Source organism: Priestia sp. USM5, assembly GCF_058323215.1.
Genome location: NZ_JBSGKN010000003.1, coordinates 50,606 through 69,761, shown reverse-complemented (window position 1 = coordinate 69,761; position 19,156 = coordinate 50,606). Strand labels below are relative to the sequence as shown.

Below are 19,156 nucleotides of genomic sequence, written 5' to 3'. Positions count from 1 at the left end.
CTTCACAATATCGCATCGTTCCAAATATTCATTGTAATCCCTAATATTAACTTTCAAAGGTGGTCAAAAAAAACATATAGCAAATACGCCGGACGAGTGTAATTGTTTATACACATATAATTACCTTTTACAATACCATGTTGCTTTTTCCCTAATTCAAATTATTAATCATCCGCAGGAATTACAGAATCAGATATATTTTAAATACAATTAGTAATTTAAGAAGATTAAACGTACTTCTAGATGTTAGATTTCACTAAAAAAGCAACCGTATATTTGGCTGCCTTTTTCCTAATTAAGTCGGATAACTATATAATTATAATGTTTTATAGTTGAACTTCCTGCAAAAATTTCTCGAATTCTGATAAATTTTTATCCACGTATCTAATACCTTCTAAGTGGGCTTTTTTCTTACCTTGATCAATATTGATTCTTGTTATTTGTATGCTACTATCATAATCTGTTACACGAATTACTTCTCTTGTTTCAATATTATAAGTAAATACATTTCCACCAATTGCAATAGTTCCATACCCAAAACCTATAATTACAGCCAAAGTGTGATTATCTATCCACTTGACCCCTTTGGGTATGTTACTACTTTCATCTGGACCTATCAATAAAGTTTTCTCTCCAGATAATAAATCAAACAAGTACAAACTCCCTAAAGTTTCCCATTCTAGTGGAGTGATATAAACGGCTCTTGTTTCATCAGGTGATATAATGGGTTCAGAAGGAAAATTGTCTTCTAATATCTCTTTTGTTCCATCTGTTTTTTCTATGTATATAATCTGCTCATCATAATCGTACTCAAGCTTCATCGTTTTCAATCCCTCCAGGTAAATGGCCTTCTTTTAATACATTCATAAGTTTAGGATATTCGTCTAATATTTCTTCTAATTGAGCTTTAGGGACTATAGACAATTTAAAATTAAAATTGTCTTCCATGCGAGTAAGATAGTCCATAACATTAGGGGTTGGATCTAGAGGTATTACCATTACCCAATGATCAGGTTGATGCTCTGCTGCTTTTGTAATTTCTTCATATATTTTGGCAGAAGTAGGAACTGCTTTCCAACGTTTGCATTGAAAAATCCATTTTCTCTCATAAGACATTTCAAAAGGGATTTCTTCAGTCCACGTAGCTGTTACGTCTCTACCTTTATCCCCGCCAGCACGCCCAAACCACTGTCTATTCTTGAAACCTAACTCTTTTAAGGCATGATACACAAATTTCTCGAAATATCTTGCATCAACTTTTTCCCACTCTATCATTAATTCCCCTCATTTCTAAAGTCTAACAACACTTCTCTAATGATTGATAAAAAATTAAAGTATTTTTATAACAATAATATTAAAAGAAATTATAACTAATCTAAAGAGAAAAGTATATCTACAGCAAAGACCACATATTACTGATGCCTAAAAAGGTTGTATTAACGCTGCAGGGCTGCTGAACTGGAGACTAATTAAGCAATGTCATAATTCTTTAGATACTATGTAGCTAATTTAGTAAGATTGTCTGTACACTCAAGAAATAAAGGTAAACACTACTGTAGTAGGTGAAGAGGAGATAGTAATATAAGTAAAGATCGCTTTTTTGTATACTGATGGTTGTACAAGTTGTTTAATTCCCCTATAAAATGGATGATAAATATGAAAGTGTTTCAAGGACTAAAGTAGAACATTACAAGGAGCCTTGCAAATATGACAAATCTTATGTTCCAAATTTAAAAAAGTAATAAATAAAGATATATTTCCGTTAGAAATTTATTTTTATAAAAGGCCTACGATAAAAAGAAAGGTGCTTATTTAAGAAAGAAATGCTTTAATCAATGGAAGTGCATTTGTGATTGGTAGATTTGAATATCTTTTATAGTAAATCCTGGATAATGTTGTTATAAAAGGCTTCTAGGTTATTTCTATTCAATAGGGGGAGAAAGATGGAACGTTTTGATTTGTCCAATTATCTTATTCACTTTGTCAAAGAAATTAATTTAAGGCATGACTTTAATTCTGAAATGTATCCTATAGAATTTTGGTTAGAAGAGATTGTGGAAAGTGATAGATTATCACCGTTTTTTATATTAAGAAGAATTATAGAAATTCGCAAATGATTGCTGAATGGTCATATAGAAAAGGTGTTCGTACCATATATAGAAAATATCTGGCAGTTTTCTTTAGCGAAATGCCTATTGCTGACTTTATAAAAAGTAGTATAAATCGTATGCAAAAGGGAGAGAAAATAAGTAATTATTGCATAGTTTTTGATAAAAACCAATTGCTTAACTTAGGTGCCCGGCCTGTAATCTATGGCATGAGCGTTCCAATAAAAAGTTTTATAAATGATGCGGGCTACAGGCTTCTCAATCCTGAAATTTTTCATCAAGATGAATTATATAGGTTTGTTTATTCTAATTTAAATTGATAGTGGGAAAATAAACAAAAACCTGTATGGGTATATTTTACGTTTTCCTCAATTAGTTGATGATATAGATATCCTGCATAAATCGGCAAAGTTAAATGATCATATTGATAAAAGCAGAATACTTATTGATAAATACTTTGAAATTTCTAACAATAAGATAAACTATGTAGAAGAAAACTTAAAGAATCTAATTAACAAGTATGAAAATTATTATCCTTATTCTGATTTTGAAGAAGGTCCAGGAATATCATTTCCTTGCATTAGGTTTAACCACTTAAAAACGGCCCAAGTGCTGGCACATTTAGATCTAGTTAAAATTACAAGTCAAGGAAGGTATCTGTTAGATATTCCACATATTACCAATGGTTATAATAACTTAACCAAAAATGAAAAAATAGCAAAAGATTTAGAACAGATTTTTAACGACCCGTTTACGTATTACTCAATATATAAAATGAATGCTCAAGATATATCGGGGATTTCAATAGATAATGTACCTTATTACACTACCTTTAAAGATGAAGAGGATTTAGAAAATAACTTTGCTCACATGCAAGAAGATTTTTAATATAAGTTCACTTTAGTTACTCTATCATTAGTAATTAGTTGTTAAGGAATTTGCATCAAACTGAAAATAAGTAATGCCAATTTATATGCTTTATTAAATGCATTCCTATATAATCTAAACTGTATAATAAAGAACATACTCTTTAACAAAAATTCTTAAATTGTAGTAAAAATATTAGAATTCTACACTTTATTGTATCTTCTATAATATATTATAAATAAATCTAATATAAAATTAATTATTTAATTTAATACAGGTACAAATTAATGATAAGATGATTTAGTGAGAAATCTAGATGGAATTAATACATAACAAAATTTTTTTCTTGACTAGAAGGAAGGTGATGGTTTTATGCAAGAAAGTATAATTGATGGTTTAGAAAATTTTGAGACCGAAGATGACAATTTACTGGTAGTAGATAATTCAGACGATACAGACGATATTTATCCTGAGGCAAATATAAAAGTAGAACGACATCAATATTCTGTTTTTGAATTAAACCGTAAATACACAAGAAAACAACTAATATTGGACCCTGATTTTCAAAGAGAAGTAGTATGGAAAAAGGATCAGCAATCTGAGTTAATTGAGTCAGTATTGATGGGAATACCACTTCCAATATTTTACTTAAATGAAACGAAAGATGGAAATTTGGTAGTTGTTGATGGCAGGCAAAGGCTAACTACTTTTTTTTCTTTTTTAAATGAGGAATTTAAATTAAAAAACTTGAAAGTATTAAAATCTCTCAATGGTTTGGTTTTTAGTGAACTTGAGGAAAAAATGCAGGCAAGCTTAGAAGATTTTCAAGTAATTGCTCAAGTTATTAAGCCTCCTACACCCGATAGAATAAAATTTGATATTTTTGATAGAGTAAATCGGGGTGGAACCCCCTTAAATAATCAGGAAATGAGAAACGCACTATATCAAGGTAAATCAACTGTTTTACTTAGTAGGTTAGTGAATTTGAAGATATTCAAGACTGTTACAAGTAATTCTATAAATTCGACCAGAATGAAAGACCGTTACCTTGTTTTAAGATTTATCTCATTTTATTTATGGAAAAAAGACTTACTTGTTGATCCAAACGGTAATTTAATTGAATATAAAAATGACATTGATGAGTTCTTAGGAAAATCTATGGAATATTTAAATAGATGTAATGAAGAAAGAATTGAGAAATTATCTAATATGTTTAAAAATTCTATGCAAAATAACTTTATTGTCTTTAATGAAGATGCATTTAGAAGATTATCAAATGGTGATAAAAAGAATCCTATAAATATGATATTATTCGAGGCCTTTAGTTACTTATTTTCTCAATTTAGTGAGGGATTTTGTACTACCAACAGAGATTATTTAAAGGAAAAATGTATTAACTTGTTAATCAATAACAAGTTAAACAAACTACTTACGCTTGACAGAGGCCGAGGGATTGTTATCCCTGAAATATTTAGTATGCTTGAGGAATTGAAAGAGGAGATTATTAATGATAACGAAGTTGACTATAAACCATTTAAAGAGCTTTGATAAAATAACTTTAGAATTAAATAATTTCACTTTGCTAGTGGGAATGAATTCTGCGGGGAAATCTACAGTAATCCAAGCTTTATTACTTGCAATTCAAAATATAACAGATGATGGACGTTCTCCTTTAAATGGAAGACTAGTTTCATTAGGTGAGTTTTCCGATGCTAGAAACTTCATTAGAAATGCTAAATCATTCTCCATTAGTTTAGATTCTGTATCTGAACATACAACACTTAACTTCTTTGAAGATAATGAAGTTGTAAAATGTGAAATAACTCCAAGTGAAAATGAACTTAATAATTACCTACACCAAAGAAACAAGAGAATACATTATCTCTCCTCAAAAAGAATAGGTTCTCAAGATATATATGAAAAAAACTTTGAGAAGTATAATGATTTTGGAATTTTAGGAGAGTATGCAATAGACTTTTATGAATTACATAAGCAAAATCCAATAGAGGAATATTTAATTAAGGATAAAAATGTAGGGTCAACGCTTGCTTTACAATTAAATTACTGGTTGAAATATATCGTGAATAGCGAATTAATGACAGAAGACATCAAAGATACTGATCAAATTAAGGCAAAATTTCTATCTGTCAACAATAGATACGTTAGGCCTAAAAACATTGGATCAGGGTTAAGCTATATAATTTCAATTCTTGTTAGTGCACTGACATCTCAAAAAGGTGATTTAATAATTATTGAAAATCCTGAAATCCATTTACATCCAAGAGCGCAATCAAAATTAACTGAATTTTTGACTTTTGTTTCTGAGCGCGGAATAAAGTTTGTAATTGAAACACATAGTGATCATATATTCAATGGAGTAAGAAAATCTATTTATAAAAAAAATATTGATAAGGATAATGTTTCCGTATACTTCTTTACGATAGACGATACTGAAATGGTCACTAAATCAGTGAGAATTGATTTTAATAATAATGGTAAAGTCTTAAACCATCAAGAAGGTCTTTTTGATCAATTTGATGATGATTTAGACGAATTGTTGGGGATATAGTATGGAAATTATAATTAATGAATTATCTCTAAACGGTTGTTTCAATAATCTAGAAGAGTTTTACGATTCTTTAGGTGATTTATTAACAACACAAAAATTAATGGATAAATTAAACATTTCGTTTGTGAAACATCAAGAACTGTACAATTATAAAGTGACACAAGATCATAGCTTATATGATGCATTTAAAGACAAGAGCACGAGGAGTAATGATAAAGTAAGAAGGTTTAAAAAATTACTGAATAGTCTCATGTCTGATCCTATATTCTGGCATGAAAATCAGAGACATGTAAATTCTGATCGATATATATGTGAATTTACTGAAGATACTCATGGCTACTCACTTGCAGAAGCATGTGAGAGAGAGAAGATAGTCTTATCCTTCAAAAACGATTTATTTGAAAATGGAAGTATTGAAATTAAAAAAAATAATGAAGATATAAACCTTATAAATATTAACCAACCTCTAATACTTTGTGAATTGCTTTATGAATATGATCTCTTAGATTACGAAACTTATTGTAATCATAGATTTGAAGGGACAAATTTATCATTTATACATCTAGAAAAAGATTATAATTTTAGTATTCTAAGTGATGAAGAAGCAAAAGCCTTTATTTCTACCTTTACAATGTTTAGTGAAATGACTTGGGAAAATATAATGCGGGCTGACGGCTTAGATTATAAAAAGTACCAGCCTTCAAAGAAAGTTGATTGGTTTCTAAACTCGATTTTTTCAGACAAACAGATATACAAATTTAGAACTAGTCAAAAGTATCGTTGTTTTGGTTATAGAGAAGAAGGTGTTTTTTACGTTTTAAGGTTTGAAACCGATCACAGTGTCAGCGATAATGGCTAATATAAAATTATAAAAAAAGAAGCCTTTTCTCAATCTTAAGGGGCTTCTTTTTTATGAGTTTATCTAGCCCTTTTAATTAATGTTTAATACCCCCCTTTTTATCAAATCTATATGATTACATTAATATAAGCCAAAATTAATGTAATAGGTCATTTAATATATAAAACTCTTTTACATCTTCATCATTATTATCCTTTTTATACTCAGCTTATGTTTTTCTTACTCTCGTTATATCAGAAATGTTCGTAAAAGTATATGATCATAAGAAGACGTTCGTAATTTCCTTTTCAACTTAAACGGACTATGAAAATGATAGATTTCCTATATAAATGTAACGTCCGTAAAAGTATACTTTTACGAACTCTATTATTTTCCACTAATTTATCAATCAAAATATGTATTAAGTATAAAAACTTAACCATTAAAACCCTAAAACCGTCATTCTACGCTCTTAATTGGATTTTACAAGAACAATTATTGTTATATGGTAAAAATCCAGTTATTGTTAAATAAAGACTTAACAACTTAGAGAGATAGGTGAGTACATAATTGCAGAGATACAGATACAACAGTATGTTAAGGAAGGCTCTACTTGTAGATATAGAAGCAGCGAGGGAACTTATGATTGAAATAGGGTTAGAAGAAGGATTTACTAGCGATAATACGATTTTGATTAGTCAATTTGTAGACCAGTTATTAAATAAATTAGAAGAAATTAATATAAATGATTAATTGTCTATTTTTAATATATACAAAATAAAAAGCCACCCGGTATTTGCAGGACAGGTGGCTTTTTACTATAAAATGCATGTGCAAACACATTATAATATATATTTTCCAAAAATACTATATTTTAAAGGGTTAGCATATGTATAAAAGGTGCGCTTTTTATACATGATTTCTTCATTCACCTCGAAATGAAATGTTGTTAAATCAAGGATGTATAAAAAGCTGCATATGTGGAGATGTAGACGTCAAGTAGAATTTTACACTTTTTGCTTATTTACTTTTTACACTTCAGCTGAAAATACACTTTTTCGATGTTTCATTCGATAGCTATCTCCATCCATATGAATGACTTCTACACGATGAAGTAAACGATCTAAAATCGCAGTGGTAATTCCCTGATCTCCCATTAATTCACCCCACTGTTCAGGGCTTTTATTGGATGTAAGAATGATGGAACTTCGTTCATACAAATGATTAATTAAATGAAAAAACAAATTTGCTTCTCGCTGATCCATTGCCATATACATTAAATCATCAATAATGACCAGATCGGCGCCTCTTAATCGCTTTAGCTGCACTTTTGATTTATTTAGAAATTCTTCCGTTTTTAAAAGATGAATAAGCTCACCCATAGTTACGAAATAGACGTTGAAACCTCTGTGAATAGACTCAATTCCCAAACCGATTGCTAAAAATGTTTTACCAACGCCTGGCGGTCCCAATAAAATTAAATTATACTGCTGCTCAAGCCAGTTTAGCTCTGCGAGCTGGGTCAATTGGCGCCCCGTTAAAGCTGTTTGCTCTTCTAAATTAAATTCACTTAATGACTTCACGTAAGGGAAGTGCGCCCACTTCATTCTTCTTTCTAAACTCTTTACTTCACGTTTTCTCAGTTCATAACGTGTGATAGATTCAAGAAATTCTAAATACGTCCAAGAAGATTTTTCAGCCTCACGTAGGAGCTTTGGTAGCTCCTCAGCTGTTTCCGATAACCTTAATTGGCGAAAGTGCTCCTGCAAGTCATTTACAGTCTTATTCACTGTGGTTCACCCCCTAAAATACTTGTGTAAGTAGTAAGGGAGCGAGTTGTCACTATGATGTTGTCTTTACCTGAATGTTTTATAAAGGGAGGCTTCACCTTTTGGGTACATTCAGTTTGTAATGCATTTTGATGGTTTGCTATATCCCGAAAGTCATTGGCGCTGTAAAGTTTATCTATCATGCATTTAGTCAAAGTGGCTTCAATCCACATTGGATATTTCTCAATGACGTTTTGAATAATTATGAGCTGATCACGCCGATACCGTGGGTATCTTAAACAAATTTCATTTAAATAAGAAGTTGCACGTTCCTGATCTTCAAAATGTGAAACCAGTTGTTGCTTAAATTCTTCAATACCTTTTGAACGATCCCGGATATGATGTAGATGTTGAATAAGCTTTCCCTTTTCATTACTAATGCTATGTTCAGCAATTACTTCTCCCTCTAACTGTTTACGGATAATCAGCGTTGGCGGTTGGCTCGAAGTGACTTCAATAAAAACCTCATTATCAGAGGCTGCACTATACGTTCCGAGAGGAACGGAATAACGGTTTGATTTAAACCGTATTGTATTGTCCTTACTAATATTCCTTGTTATACTTGGGGTAATGACGCTTTCGTATGAGAGTGGTGAAGAGACGGGCTGTAAGTGTTGCTTTTCGACGGGGAACACTTCAGCTGGTCTTTTTTTCGTTGTCTGATGAACATGTTGATTTCCAGTGCGATGTAGCCACTGTAACGCACGGTTATTCCAATCTTCAATATTGCTAAATACTCGGCTGTCTGCGAAATTTCCCTTTATGTACTTTACAACGTTCTCAATCATTCCTTTTGATTCTGGGTCTGCCTTACGACATAAATGAACTTTAAACTTACGTTCATTTACATAGCTTTGAAACTCAGAAGTTAAAAGTAGCTGACCTGAATTTTCGCTTACTGTAATTAAACGATCCTGATCATACACAATTTCTTCTGTGCGTCCTCCGTAAAATTGAAATGCATTTTCATGACATCGTATGGCATCATTTGTCGTAAAAGGCCGGTCCTGCCACTCCATGTATTTGTATCGAGAGTGAGCTAAGACAAAAGCGATGAAATATAGTTTAATTTCATTCTTTTCAGTTGTCTTCTGTTTCGTTTCTCCCCAATCCACCTGGATTTGCTTACCCATAGGTTGTTCAGGGATTGCTTCATACTGCCGAATTATTACTTTTTTCTCAATCTGATAAATCTCCCGCATCTCTTTCACATATGCTCTTACTGTACTCTCGCCAACAACTAAATCGGGATAACGCTCTAAGAGCCAATCGTGGATTTGCGCTGCACTGAGATGAGGGTATTCTTCAAGCCAAGCGATAATCCAATCCCTGTAGGGATCCAATTTCTTACCTTTGCCTTGAAGCTGTTCCATGTATGCTTTTGTCTCTTCAAATGTCATTTTTAAATATTTATAAACGGTTGGTCTTGATACTTTGAGCTCCTGTGCAATTTGAGATACTTTAAACTTCCGTTGATGTAATTGTTGAATATTTAAATAAAGCATTAACTTCTCCTCCAAGACGCTGTCCCCCCAGTAAAATAACACCTTCTATTATTTTACTAGAGTTCTAGCTTATTGAAGCAAAAGTGTAAAATTACATTGAGCAAAAACTGTCAATTATATTCTAGCGTTTACAGGAGATCTATCCTATCTTAAACTCCTTGTGGCGCAGGTCAGTCTCAAGGGGTTCTTTTTGTGATGTGTACCGGAAGAGACATTATGGTAACTAGATATGTATATGGTATACACATTTCTTTCTCTTATTGTTAGAATAATTAGACTACTAAGAAAGAAGTGTGATGATGATGAAAATAGGCGTTCTTCCAACTGATTCCTTTATTGATCCAAACGGCAAAAATGTTAAGGAGGTCAAGATACTTATTGATGCAGTAATAAATTTGGTAGTTGATTATGCAAGCAATTCAGGAGATCATCCTCCTCTTTCACCTGAATGTAAGACAAAGCTTTTTAGTGAATTTTCTTCAGATGGTATTCCCACAGAAGAGCTTCTTTTACAGTTAGAGACCATATTAAAGCACTCTATGAATCCCTTAACACCAAGGTATATGGGACATATGGACTCCATTCCTACGTTAATTTCTTGTTTGAGTGAGTTTGTAACAACTGCTCTTAATAACAATATGCTGAGTCTTGAAATGTCTCCTGTCTTTTCTGAAATGGAGGTTCAAGTACTTAAACAGCTTACTCAGATGTTTGGTTTAGGACGAAATGCTGGCGGAGTTATAACAAGTGGTGGCAGCCTTGCTAATCTTCAGGCTCTAGCAGTTGCACGGAATTCTATCCTCCAAGTAAAAGAGAATGGACTAACTTCTTTAACAAAGCAACCTGTCATTTTGGTTTCAGAAGCAAGTCATACTTCTTTACATAAGGCTGCAATGCTACTAGGGCTAGGCATATCTAGTGTCATTCCTGTAAAAAGTAACCCTAATTCCCAAATGGATACGAAAGATTTAGAAACAAAGATTACTACTCTCATTCAAGAAGGAAAGCAACCTTTTGCAGTTGTTGCTACGGCAGGAACGACTGTTACAGGTAGCATTGATCCTTTACTGCCTATTTCAGAAATAACAACGAAATATGGAATGTGGTTTCATGTAGATGCAGCATATGGTGGAGCACTTGTCTTTTCAAAAAAACATAAGAAACTTCTCTCTGGAATTGAAAAAGCAGATTCGATTACATTCAATCCACAAAAGTGGATGTATGTCGCCAAAACATGCGCAATGGTTTTATTTAAAAATCATCATTTGTTGGAAACAGATTTTCGTATTTCAGCACCTTACATGAATGAAACGGACTTTACTAATTTGGGAGAAATAAGCGTTCAAGGTACTCGACATGCCGATATCCTGAAATTATATCTATCTCTTCAGCATATTGGTTTAAAAGGATATGGGGATTTAATAAATCAAGGTTTCACACTTATTGAAGAATTTACAAGAGAAGTAAAGAAACGATCTTATTTGGAGGTATCAGGTGAATCAGATACCAATATATGTTGTTTTAGACTACTTTTAAACGAGTATGACCAAAAACACCAAGATAAATTAAACCTTAAGTTGCAACAATATTTGTTAAAAGATCAGCAGGTGTTTCTATCCTTACCTGCTTATAGAGGAAAACGTTGGTTGAGGGCAGTTTTATTAAATCCCTTTATTTCGTCTTCAACCATTCAACAAGTGTTTAAAAAGATTGATGACTTTTATAGTGAGCATTGCAAGGAACACCCACTCTTAAAATAAAAATGTTCTTTATAATTACTGATAAATTAATTAATCATCATTGGTACCTAGAAATGGTTTTATGTTAACTAAAAAAGAATAGTCAAACATATAATTTAACAATGTTATATATAGGGTGTTAAGTATGGGCGTATCTTTTTATAATGGTCAAATATGCGTTGAAGGGATAATCTGCGGATCGTTTATAGAAATAGGAATTACTTTCATAGCCCTGTTCGTCATATATGTAGCTTACGAAGTAATCTACAAAAAAGACCGTCCATAAATTTATAAGATTATAGACGGTCTTCAATTTGTTTATTCGTTAATTTTGACTAAATGTAAATCGTTCTTGGTAGTTTCTATTGCTGCCTTTTTCTTTCCAAGTAATCACTACTTCTAGTTCTTTGGCCTTTTCAGAAAGTGGGAAATTTGCAAAGTAAAAAGGTTCTTTGTCATCTCTGTTCAATGTTTCTCTTTCTGAATTAACAATTCCATATTTAACATTAGAGTTTTCTTCATCTCTAAAAAGTTCAATTCTTACATCAGATGCATCATTTTTAGTATTTTTAATTGCCATGCTATACGTTTGATAAACACCTTTTTTAGATTTTATGGCTTTTGGATCGTTAAATTTTACTTTGTCTATTTCGACAGTCCACTGGTCAGATTTTTGAGTATTAGGAAGTTGATTAAAAGTTAAAGCATTAGCTTTTATATTGCTATTGAAAACAAAAAACATAATAGCTAATGAAAATAATAATAAATACTTTTTCATATTTGTACGCCTCCAGTTAAATTTAGTTCACCTTATCGTCCCCTTGATTAACCTAAATATTAGGAGAAATATTCAAATTCCTCTATTTTTTTATCACATACAAAGAGAAACATTTCCAGAGAATAAAAATCCTTAAAATTGATTCTAGAGCTTTCGTTTACTCATTATCCTTTCACATTAAGAACCTTGACATTATTTGTTACGGAAAAGGTAATCACCACAGGGCCTTCAGGTGGATTATGCGGACCTGTAAACGTATTGTATTTCACCTTCACCACGAAATCATAGTTCGAAAACCCACCCGATATACGCTTCACACTCAAAATCTCCGCATTCCACAAACTATAACTACGATCTGGGTATTTCATTCGGATAGCTTTCTCTGCATAAGGATTTAATAACATCAAAAAGGCATCATAGAAATCCGTATGCTTCTCCTTAATAGAGGATTGCAGAGCAGCCTCTGTATAGGCGATATCCATGCCTCCTCCTGTTAAACATATGGCAAAAGACGTGGCGACTGGAATTGTCTCATATGTTATCCTCCTCGCACTTGTTTCAGCTAGTTTCCCCATAAGGACAAGGAAGATACGAATCGCCTAAAAGAAGGGTTTATGTAAACTAGAAATGAATATCCTCTATACAGAGTCGATGTTGAAAATAGGAGTAATGAAGGGAGAGACTGTAATGTTAGGAGTAGAACGTGGCTTAGTAAAATTAGACCCTTTTAATGATAAATGGAGTAAGTTATTTCATAAGGAGAGAGAATTATTATCTTCTCAATTAAAGAATCTCATTGTTGAAATTGAACATGTGGGAAGTACATCTATTGAGGGTCTTTTTGCTAAACCAATTATTGATATTGCAATTGGAGTTAGCTCTTTGGATGTAATTATAAAATTAAAAGAAAAAGTAAAGGAACTTGGGTATATAGAAGTACCTGTAAGTTTAGATGGCAAGCATGTTTTTGCAAAGTATAAAGAAAAGAAAATCACTCATTTTTTACATGTAATGATATATAACCACAATCTATGGGTAGATCAAATTTCCTTTAGAGATTATTTACGATCAGCTCCTGACGCAAAGATAGAGTATATAAAACTAAAAGAAGAACTTGCAAATAAATATCCGAATGATGTTATTTCATATACGAACGAAAAAAAGAAGTTTGTTGATGACATACTAAAAAGGGCAAAGAAATTGTAATAGTGATGAATATAAATAAAACTTTAGGAATCTGTGAATTTCTAAGGCTCTGTTTATTCTGAGCCGAGAATATTGATTATGGTAACTACAAACGTATACTTTTACGGACAGGGAGTTTGATTTTGTTTCAAAATATGAAAGGAATAAAGCAGGTTACATTTAAAAATCCTTTGCTACTTACAGCGAAGGATTTTTTTACTTTAAGAAAACTACGTTGTAAATTTGTTTATTTATATTACGTAGGATGCCCTCTACAGCGAAATTACCCCCACTATTATTGATATAATAAGCATCACTATAGCTGTTGCAATTGCCCACTTTAAAGTAAATCGTTGGTGTTGGCCAAAATCAACTTTAGCCATTCCTACGAGCAAATAAGTTGAAGGTACTAGTGGACTTAGTAAGTGCACAGGCTGGCCAATTAAAGAAGCCCGACCAATTTCCACTGGATCAATTCCATAGTTAGTAGCTGCTTCAGCAATAATAGGAAGCACTCCAAAATAATAAGCATCATTTGACATAAAAAATGTAAATGGCATACTAGTTAGTGCAGTAATAACGGGTAGATGAGGTCCTAATGCATCTGGAACTAAAGAAACTAAACTATTAGCCATCGCATCGACCATTTTAGTACCAGATAAAATTCCTGTAAAAATTCCTGCAGCAAAAACTAAAGAAACAACAGCTAATACATTACTTGCATGGGAGGAAATACGTTCTTTTTGTGCTTCAAGGTTTGGATAATTTATCATAATAGCAATCGAAAATGCTATCATAAATAAAGCTGGCAGAGGCATTACGTCCATAATAAGTAAAACTAAAAGGGTAATAGTTAAAAGAAAGTTAATCCACAACAACCTAGGACGCTTATAGCCTACTGATTCTACAGTGGCTGCCTGTTCGGCAAATGCAACTTCTTGTTCTTTAGAAAGATATTTAAAGTCGATTACACCTAACCTTTTACGTTCCTTTCTTCCAAGGAGGTACGCTACAAAAATAACAAAAGCTATGCCACCTATCATAGCAGGGATAAGAGGAACAAAAATTTGAGATGCATCAAGATTCAAAGCACTCATTGCCCTTGCTGTGGGTCCTCCCCAAGGTGTAATATTCATGACTCCACCGCCTAACATAGTTATCCCAGTTAATATAAGTGGATTCATTTTGAGTTTTGTGTAAAGAGGTAACATTGCTGAAATGGTAATCATATATGTTGTTGTTCCATCCCCATCTAAGGAGACAATTATAACTAGAATAGCAGTTCCTATAACGATCTTTAATGGATCTCCTTTTACCACTTTTAAAATCTTATTTACAACAGGATCGAATAATCCAGCATCAATCATAATTCCAAAATACAAGATGGCAAATAACAACATAATCCCCGTAGGGGCTAATTCCTTCACCCCTTCTAAAATCATATCGCCAATTTCAGAACCAAAGCCAGATAATATAGCAAACAATGAAGGTATTAACATCAGGGCTATTAATGCGGACATGCGCCTGGTCATAATTAAAAACATGAATACGAATACCATAGAAAAACCTAAAATTGCTAGCATTATACTCCTCCTCATATTGAATGCGCTTTCAATAAATTGCAAAAGAAAGTGCCAACCTTAGTATGAGGGTAGCTTTGTATAGAGCATTTACTGAATGTCTCCTTCAAAACTACCCGTTTTAGTTTATAAATACCTCAAGAATCTAAGCTATTTCATTCAATTAACTTAGGTGGGGCGAAAAAACGATACATACTGGGCTCTCTGTATTTATTACCTGTCCCGTTGGAGTAAGCTTTCCAGTTTCTTTATTAACCTTAAAAGTAATAATTGTATCGCTGTCTTCATTTGCTACATACAAAAATTCACCAGCAGAGTCTAATGCAAAAAATCGTGGTGTCTTGCCCTGAGTGGATACCCAATCTACTAATGTCAGTTTCCCTGTACTCTCTTCAATTCGAAAAGTTACTATACTGTCATGACCACGGTTTGATGCATAAACAAAACGCCCTGAAGGTGCCACAGCAATCCCTGCACCGGTATTACTATCAATATTATGAGGTAAAGTAGGTTGTATTTGCATCAACTCTAGCCTACCTTCCTGATCATCAAAATGATATGTACACACAGTCGGATCAAGTTCATTAACTCCATAGGCATACGGCAAAGTCGGATGAAAGTCTATATGACGTGGACCTGAACCTTTAGGAGCTATCCCAAAAGGTGGTTGATTTGCTATTAACCTACCTGTAGTCGTATCAAGAGTAAACATATAAATTTTATTAAGACCTAAATCGGGAACAACTAAGAAACGTCCATTTTTATTAAACGGAATATGATGTGGATGTGAAACACCTTGCTTTGCATACAAATCAACTTCATTTATCTTATGGTCTAACGTGCCAGATGATCGAATTAAGTCACTAAAAGGTTCTAATGATCCGTCTGGGTTGATAGGAAGGACAGACAAGGTACCGGAAATATAATTTGCTACAATAAGAAATTGATCAGTGGGGTCTACAACTAAGTGGACCGGATTTTTTCCTCCCGTAGATTGTTGATTGATAAATTCTAATCTACCTGTATCCTTATTTACTCGAAACGAACTAACTTCACTGGAGTCTCCATGAACACAATACATAAAAGTTCTATTGTGATTGAAAGTTAGAAAAGAGGGATTGATGATGTTTTCTAAGAGCTGTATATGTTCCCAATTTCCTGATTCATTGTCTACACGAAATACATTAATACCTTTACCACGAGCATTTCGTTCTCTAGTTGTACGACATCCAACATAGGCAAATGTAGAAACTTGTTTGGGGTAACTACTTAAGGACATGTACCTTCCTCCTCCTTTCTAAACCAACTCTACATGAAGAATAATAGAAGAATTGGTTTAGAATTCTGATGTTCCTTTTCATTTTATATAAATGAACATATTGTAAATGTTTCTATTAATTTATTAGTTCTCGAACTACGGTTGGCATAATACCACCATTTTGATAATATTCCACATCAACAACGTTATCGAGACGTAGAATAACTTTAAAGTCAAAAGTGCTGCCATCTTTTCGCTTAGCCCGAACTGTTAATTTTTGATGAGGTGTAATATTTTGGTTTAATCCAAACGTTTCAAAAACTTCGTCGCCTTTAATGCCCAGAGAAGCAGCATTTTGACCATTTTCAAATTGTAAAGGAAGAACACCCATGCCTACTAAATTACTTCGATGAATTCGTTCAAAACTCTCGGCGATAACAGCCTTAACCCCAAGCAAAAAAGTTCCCTTAGCTGCCCAATCACGCGAACTTCCCGTGCCATACTCTTTACCTGCGATTAAAATAAGAGGAGTATCGTCCTTTTTGTATTTTAAAGAAGCCTCGTATATCGACATTACTTCACCTGTGGGTAAATATTTTGTCATGCCTCCTTCATATTTGGGAACCATTTGATTACGTACTCGAACATTAGCTAATGCACCGCGAATCATGACCTCATGGTTACCACGTCGTGAGGGATAAGAGTTAAAGTCTTTAATCTTCACTCCTTTCTCCTGTAAATACAAGCCTGCGGGACTATCAGGTTTAATTGCTCCTGAAGGAGAAAGGTGATCAGTTGTAATCGAGTCACCAAGTAATGCGAGAGGTAACGCATTTTTAATATCTTGAACTTCATTCGTTTTTTGGGAAAGATCTTTAAGAAACGGCGGCTCTTGAACATAAGTAGAAGAATCATCCCATTCGTACAGCTCCCCCGTACCTACATCAATTTGATTCCATTGTTCATTGGCATTGTAGACTTCTTTATAGCGATTATTAAATAAGTCAGGACGAACGTTATGATCTAAATAGCTTTGTATTTCTTGGGAGGTTGGCCAAATATCTTTTAAGTAAATAGGCTGTTGGTTGTTATCATAGCCAATTGGCTCCTTTGAAAAGTCAATATCGATAGTACCTGTTAAAGCATAGGCCACTACAAGTGGAGGCGAAGCCAAATAGTTAGCTTTTATTTGCGTATGAACACGTCCCTCAAAATTACGGTTTCCAGATAGAACACTAGCTACGGTCAAGTCATTCTCTATAATAGCTGTACTTACTTCTTCTGGAAGTGGTCCTGAATTTCCAATACATGTGGCACATCCGTACCCTGCAAGGTGAAAACCCAGTTCTTCTAAATAGCCCATTAATCCTGCCTCTCTTAAGTAATCAGTGACTACACGTGATCCAGGTGTAAAAGAGCTCTTTACATAAGCAGGCTTTTTTAATCCTTTTTTTACTGCTTTTTTAGCAACAAGTGCTGCCATAATTAAAATATTTGGGTTAGAGGTGTTTGTACAACTCGTAATAGCTGCAAGAACGACTGATCCATTACGTAGAACTGTTTGTTCACCATTTTTATGTGTAATTACAATCTTTTTCTGTAAATTTTCTTCAGATAGGCCATATCCCCCTTGACCCTCTGGTGTCCGAACGATTTGGTTATAACTCTCCTTCATGGATTTCAAATCAATACGGTCCTGTGGACGCTTTGGGCCAGCTAGAGAGGAAACGACTGTGGAGAGATCCAATTCAATAACCTCTGAGTAAATAGCATCAGGGCTACTGCTATCCATAAACATCCCTTGCTCTTTATAATAAGTTTCTACAAGAGCGATTTGTTCTTCACTACGCCCTATCAATCTCAAATAATTTAATGTCTGCTGATCTACAGGAAACAATCCCATTGTGGCTCCGTATTCAGGTGCCATATTCGCAATTGTTGCACGATCAGCTACAGTCATATTTCCGACTCCAGATCCGAAAAACTCTACAAACTTGCCCACTACTCCTTTTTTTCGCAGGAGATTTGTTACAGTTAGTGCTAAATCAGTAGCTGTTGTCCCTTCTGGAAGAGAGCCTGTTAATTTAAACCCTACTACCTCAGGGATTACAAAATATAGAGGTTTCCCTAACATGGCTGCTTCTGCTTCGATCCCACCCACACCCCATGCAACAACGCCAAGCCCATTAATCATTGTAGTATGAGAATCGGTACCTACAAGGGAATCAGGATAGACAATTGTAGAACCGTCTACATCTTTTTTAGCTGCCACGGATGATAAATATTCCATATTGATTTGATGCATGATACCAGTTGCCGGTGGGACTACACGAAGATTATGAAAGGTATTCTGAGCCCATCTTAAAAACTTAAAACGCTCGATGTTACGCTCAAAGTTTATTCTTTCATTTAACTCTAGAGCATCAGGTCTACCAAAATAATCTACTGTGACAGAATGGTCTACCACTAAATCTACAGGAATAAGTGGGTTTATTTTAGAGACCTCTCCTCCAATACGATGTACGGATTCTCGCATCGCTGCTAAATCAACAATTGCGGGGAGTCCTGTAGTATCGTGAAGAAGAATACGTGCAGGTTTAAATGGAACCTCTTGGTTTGGGTTACGCTCATCAATCCATGATGTAAACTTATTAATGTGTTCTCTGGTAATCGAATCCCCATCGAAATTACGAATGGCAGACTCTAGGAGTACTTTAATAGAATAAGGAAGCCTTGAAATGTTATCATTTCCTTTGTCCTCCAAGTGTTTAATTCGAAAATATTTGTACTCCTTTCCATTTACATAAAAAGATGAAAGCGTATTTAAAGAACCTTTTTCTCTGTTTATCATATAATTCATATTTTCGTCCCCTTAAACTTGTGTCATCGTTTTCACATCA

General features: G+C 33.6%; 18 protein-coding genes. 9 read left to right on the top strand and 9 right to left on the bottom strand.

What is annotated here, in order from left to right; genetic code table 11:
• Positions 1-326: 326 nt before the first annotated feature.
• Together ACWATA_RS25795 and ACWATA_RS25790 are read right to left on the bottom strand one after the other, a co-directional pair.
• Positions 327-821: a DUF4652 domain-containing protein gene (locus ACWATA_RS25795; protein ID WP_473050352.1), complete on the bottom strand. Its 495-nt coding sequence runs from the start codon at positions 819-821 to the stop codon at positions 327-329.
• Complete coding sequence (locus ACWATA_RS25790; RefSeq protein WP_224357676.1) at positions 811-1,275, bottom strand: restriction endonuclease; 465 nt, start codon at positions 1,273-1,275, stop codon at positions 811-813. Before ACWATA_RS25790 ends, ACWATA_RS25795 begins: the two co-directional genes overlap by 11 nt.
• Before the next feature lie 668 nt (positions 1,276-1,943).
• On the opposite strand from ACWATA_RS25790, the gene ACWATA_RS25785 reads away from it, so the two are divergent.
• The 7 genes from ACWATA_RS25785 (at position 1,944) to ACWATA_RS25755 (ending at position 7,135) form a co-directional block, all read left to right on the top strand.
• Positions 1,944-2,117 (top strand): hypothetical protein, encoded by a 174-nt coding sequence (locus tag ACWATA_RS25785; protein WP_473050351.1) that lies wholly within the window; start codon positions 1,944-1,946, stop codon positions 2,115-2,117.
• The gene (locus ACWATA_RS25780) at positions 2,114-2,428 is read left to right on the top strand and encodes a hypothetical protein (protein WP_473050350.1); all 315 of its coding nucleotides are present in this window, start codon (positions 2,114-2,116) and stop codon (positions 2,426-2,428) included. The genes ACWATA_RS25785 and ACWATA_RS25780 overlap by 4 nt, the downstream gene beginning before the upstream one ends.
• Positions 2,429-2,717: 289 nt before the next feature.
• Positions 2,718-2,996: a hypothetical protein gene (locus tag ACWATA_RS25775; protein ID WP_473050349.1), complete on the top strand. Its 279-nt coding sequence runs from the start codon at positions 2,718-2,720 to the stop codon at positions 2,994-2,996.
• Positions 2,997-3,347: 351 nt separating this feature from the next.
• Positions 3,348-4,523: a GmrSD restriction endonuclease domain-containing protein gene (locus ACWATA_RS25770; protein WP_473050348.1), complete on the top strand. Its 1,176-nt coding sequence runs from the start codon at positions 3,348-3,350 to the stop codon at positions 4,521-4,523.
• Positions 4,483-5,544 (top strand): DUF3696 domain-containing protein, encoded by a 1,062-nt coding sequence (locus ACWATA_RS25765; RefSeq protein ID WP_473050347.1) that lies wholly within the window; start codon positions 4,483-4,485, stop codon positions 5,542-5,544. The genes ACWATA_RS25770 and ACWATA_RS25765 overlap by 41 nt, the downstream gene beginning before the upstream one ends.
• Position 5,545: 1 nt before the next feature.
• The gene (locus ACWATA_RS25760; RefSeq protein ID WP_473050346.1) at positions 5,546-6,403 is read left to right on the top strand and encodes an MAG6450 family protein; all 858 of its coding nucleotides are present in this window, start codon (positions 5,546-5,548) and stop codon (positions 6,401-6,403) included.
• Positions 6,404-6,952: 549 nt separating this feature from the next.
• Positions 6,953-7,135, top strand: coding sequence for an aspartyl-phosphate phosphatase Spo0E family protein (locus tag ACWATA_RS25755; protein ID WP_098590586.1), 183 nt, complete (start codon positions 6,953-6,955; stop codon positions 7,133-7,135).
• A 278-nt stretch (positions 7,136-7,413) separates the two neighbouring features.
• On the opposite strand, the gene istB is transcribed toward ACWATA_RS25755, so the two are convergent.
• Both istB and istA read right to left on the bottom strand, forming a co-directional pair.
• Complete coding sequence (istB, locus tag ACWATA_RS25750) at positions 7,414-8,172, bottom strand: IS21-like element helper ATPase IstB (protein ID WP_060746201.1); 759 nt, start codon at positions 8,170-8,172, stop codon at positions 7,414-7,416.
• On the bottom strand, positions 8,169-9,716 hold the full coding sequence (gene istA, locus ACWATA_RS25745) for an IS21 family transposase (RefSeq protein WP_141235330.1): 1,548 nt from the start codon (positions 9,714-9,716) through the stop codon (positions 8,169-8,171). The genes istB and istA overlap by 4 nt, the downstream gene beginning before the upstream one ends.
• 296 nt (positions 9,717-10,012) lie before the next feature.
• Here istA and ACWATA_RS25740 point away from each other — a divergent pair, with 296 nt between their 5' ends.
• Positions 10,013-11,476 (top strand): pyridoxal phosphate-dependent decarboxylase family protein, encoded by a 1,464-nt coding sequence (locus tag ACWATA_RS25740; RefSeq protein ID WP_473050345.1) that lies wholly within the window; start codon positions 10,013-10,015, stop codon positions 11,474-11,476.
• Between the two features lie 304 nt (positions 11,477-11,780).
• Here ACWATA_RS25740 and ACWATA_RS25735 read toward each other — a convergent pair whose 3' ends face one another.
• Positions 11,781-12,233, bottom strand: coding sequence for a YozF family protein (locus ACWATA_RS25735; protein WP_473050344.1), 453 nt, complete (start codon positions 12,231-12,233; stop codon positions 11,781-11,783).
• A gap of 164 nt (positions 12,234-12,397) precedes the next feature.
• On the bottom strand, positions 12,398-12,715 hold the full coding sequence (locus ACWATA_RS25730; protein ID WP_473050343.1) for a DUF3888 domain-containing protein: 318 nt from the start codon (positions 12,713-12,715) through the stop codon (positions 12,398-12,400).
• A gap of 205 nt (positions 12,716-12,920) precedes the next feature.
• On the opposite strand from ACWATA_RS25730, the gene ACWATA_RS25725 reads away from it, so the two are divergent.
• A complete protein-coding gene (locus tag ACWATA_RS25725; protein WP_473050342.1) occupies positions 12,921-13,439 on the top strand; it encodes a GrpB family protein in 519 nt (172 codons plus the stop codon).
• A gap of 251 nt (positions 13,440-13,690) precedes the next feature.
• On the opposite strand, the gene ACWATA_RS25720 is transcribed toward ACWATA_RS25725, so the two are convergent.
• The 3 genes from ACWATA_RS25720 to acnA form a co-directional block, all read right to left on the bottom strand.
• Positions 13,691-15,001: a CitMHS family transporter gene (locus tag ACWATA_RS25720; protein ID WP_473050341.1), complete on the bottom strand. Its 1,311-nt coding sequence runs from the start codon at positions 14,999-15,001 to the stop codon at positions 13,691-13,693.
• Between the two features lie 160 nt (positions 15,002-15,161).
• The gene (locus ACWATA_RS25715) at positions 15,162-16,277 is read right to left on the bottom strand and encodes a lactonase family protein (protein ID WP_473050340.1); all 1,116 of its coding nucleotides are present in this window, start codon (positions 16,275-16,277) and stop codon (positions 15,162-15,164) included.
• 115 nt (positions 16,278-16,392) lie between these two features.
• Positions 16,393-19,107, bottom strand: a complete 2,715-nt coding sequence (acnA, locus tag ACWATA_RS25710; RefSeq protein WP_473050361.1) for an aconitate hydratase AcnA — start codon at positions 19,105-19,107, stop codon at positions 16,393-16,395.
• Between the last annotated feature and the right edge of the window lie 49 nt (positions 19,108-19,156).

Coding starts and splice junctions, on each gene's coding strand:
- ACWATA_RS25795 (WP_473050352.1), bottom strand. CDS start 821: ATGAAGCTTGAGTACGATTATGATGAGCAGATTATATACATAGAAAAA.
- ACWATA_RS25790 (WP_224357676.1), bottom strand. CDS start 1,275: ATGATAGAGTGGGAAAAAGTTGATGCAAGATATTTCGAGAAATTTGTG.
- ACWATA_RS25785 (WP_473050351.1), top strand. CDS start 1,944: ATGGAACGTTTTGATTTGTCCAATTATCTTATTCACTTTGTCAAAGAA.
- ACWATA_RS25780 (WP_473050350.1), top strand. CDS start 2,114: ATGATTGCTGAATGGTCATATAGAAAAGGTGTTCGTACCATATATAGA.
- ACWATA_RS25770 (WP_473050348.1), top strand. CDS start 3,348: ATGCAAGAAAGTATAATTGATGGTTTAGAAAATTTTGAGACCGAAGAT.
- ACWATA_RS25765 (WP_473050347.1), top strand. CDS start 4,483: ATGATAACGAAGTTGACTATAAACCATTTAAAGAGCTTTGATAAAATA.
- ACWATA_RS25760 (WP_473050346.1), top strand. CDS start 5,546: ATGGAAATTATAATTAATGAATTATCTCTAAACGGTTGTTTCAATAAT.
- istA (WP_141235330.1), bottom strand. CDS start 9,716: ATGCTTTATTTAAATATTCAACAATTACATCAACGGAAGTTTAAAGTA.
- ACWATA_RS25740 (WP_473050345.1), top strand. CDS start 10,013: ATGATGATGAAAATAGGCGTTCTTCCAACTGATTCCTTTATTGATCCA.
- ACWATA_RS25735 (WP_473050344.1), bottom strand. CDS start 12,233: ATGAAAAAGTATTTATTATTATTTTCATTAGCTATTATGTTTTTTGTT.
- ACWATA_RS25730 (WP_473050343.1), bottom strand. CDS start 12,715: ATGGATATCGCCTATACAGAGGCTGCTCTGCAATCCTCTATTAAGGAG.
- ACWATA_RS25725 (WP_473050342.1), top strand. CDS start 12,921: ATGTTAGGAGTAGAACGTGGCTTAGTAAAATTAGACCCTTTTAATGAT.
- ACWATA_RS25720 (WP_473050341.1), bottom strand. CDS start 15,001: ATGCTAGCAATTTTAGGTTTTTCTATGGTATTCGTATTCATGTTTTTA.
- ACWATA_RS25715 (WP_473050340.1), bottom strand. CDS start 16,277: ATGTCCTTAAGTAGTTACCCCAAACAAGTTTCTACATTTGCCTATGTT.
- acnA (WP_473050361.1), bottom strand. CDS start 19,107: ATGATAAACAGAGAAAAAGGTTCTTTAAATACGCTTTCATCTTTTTAT.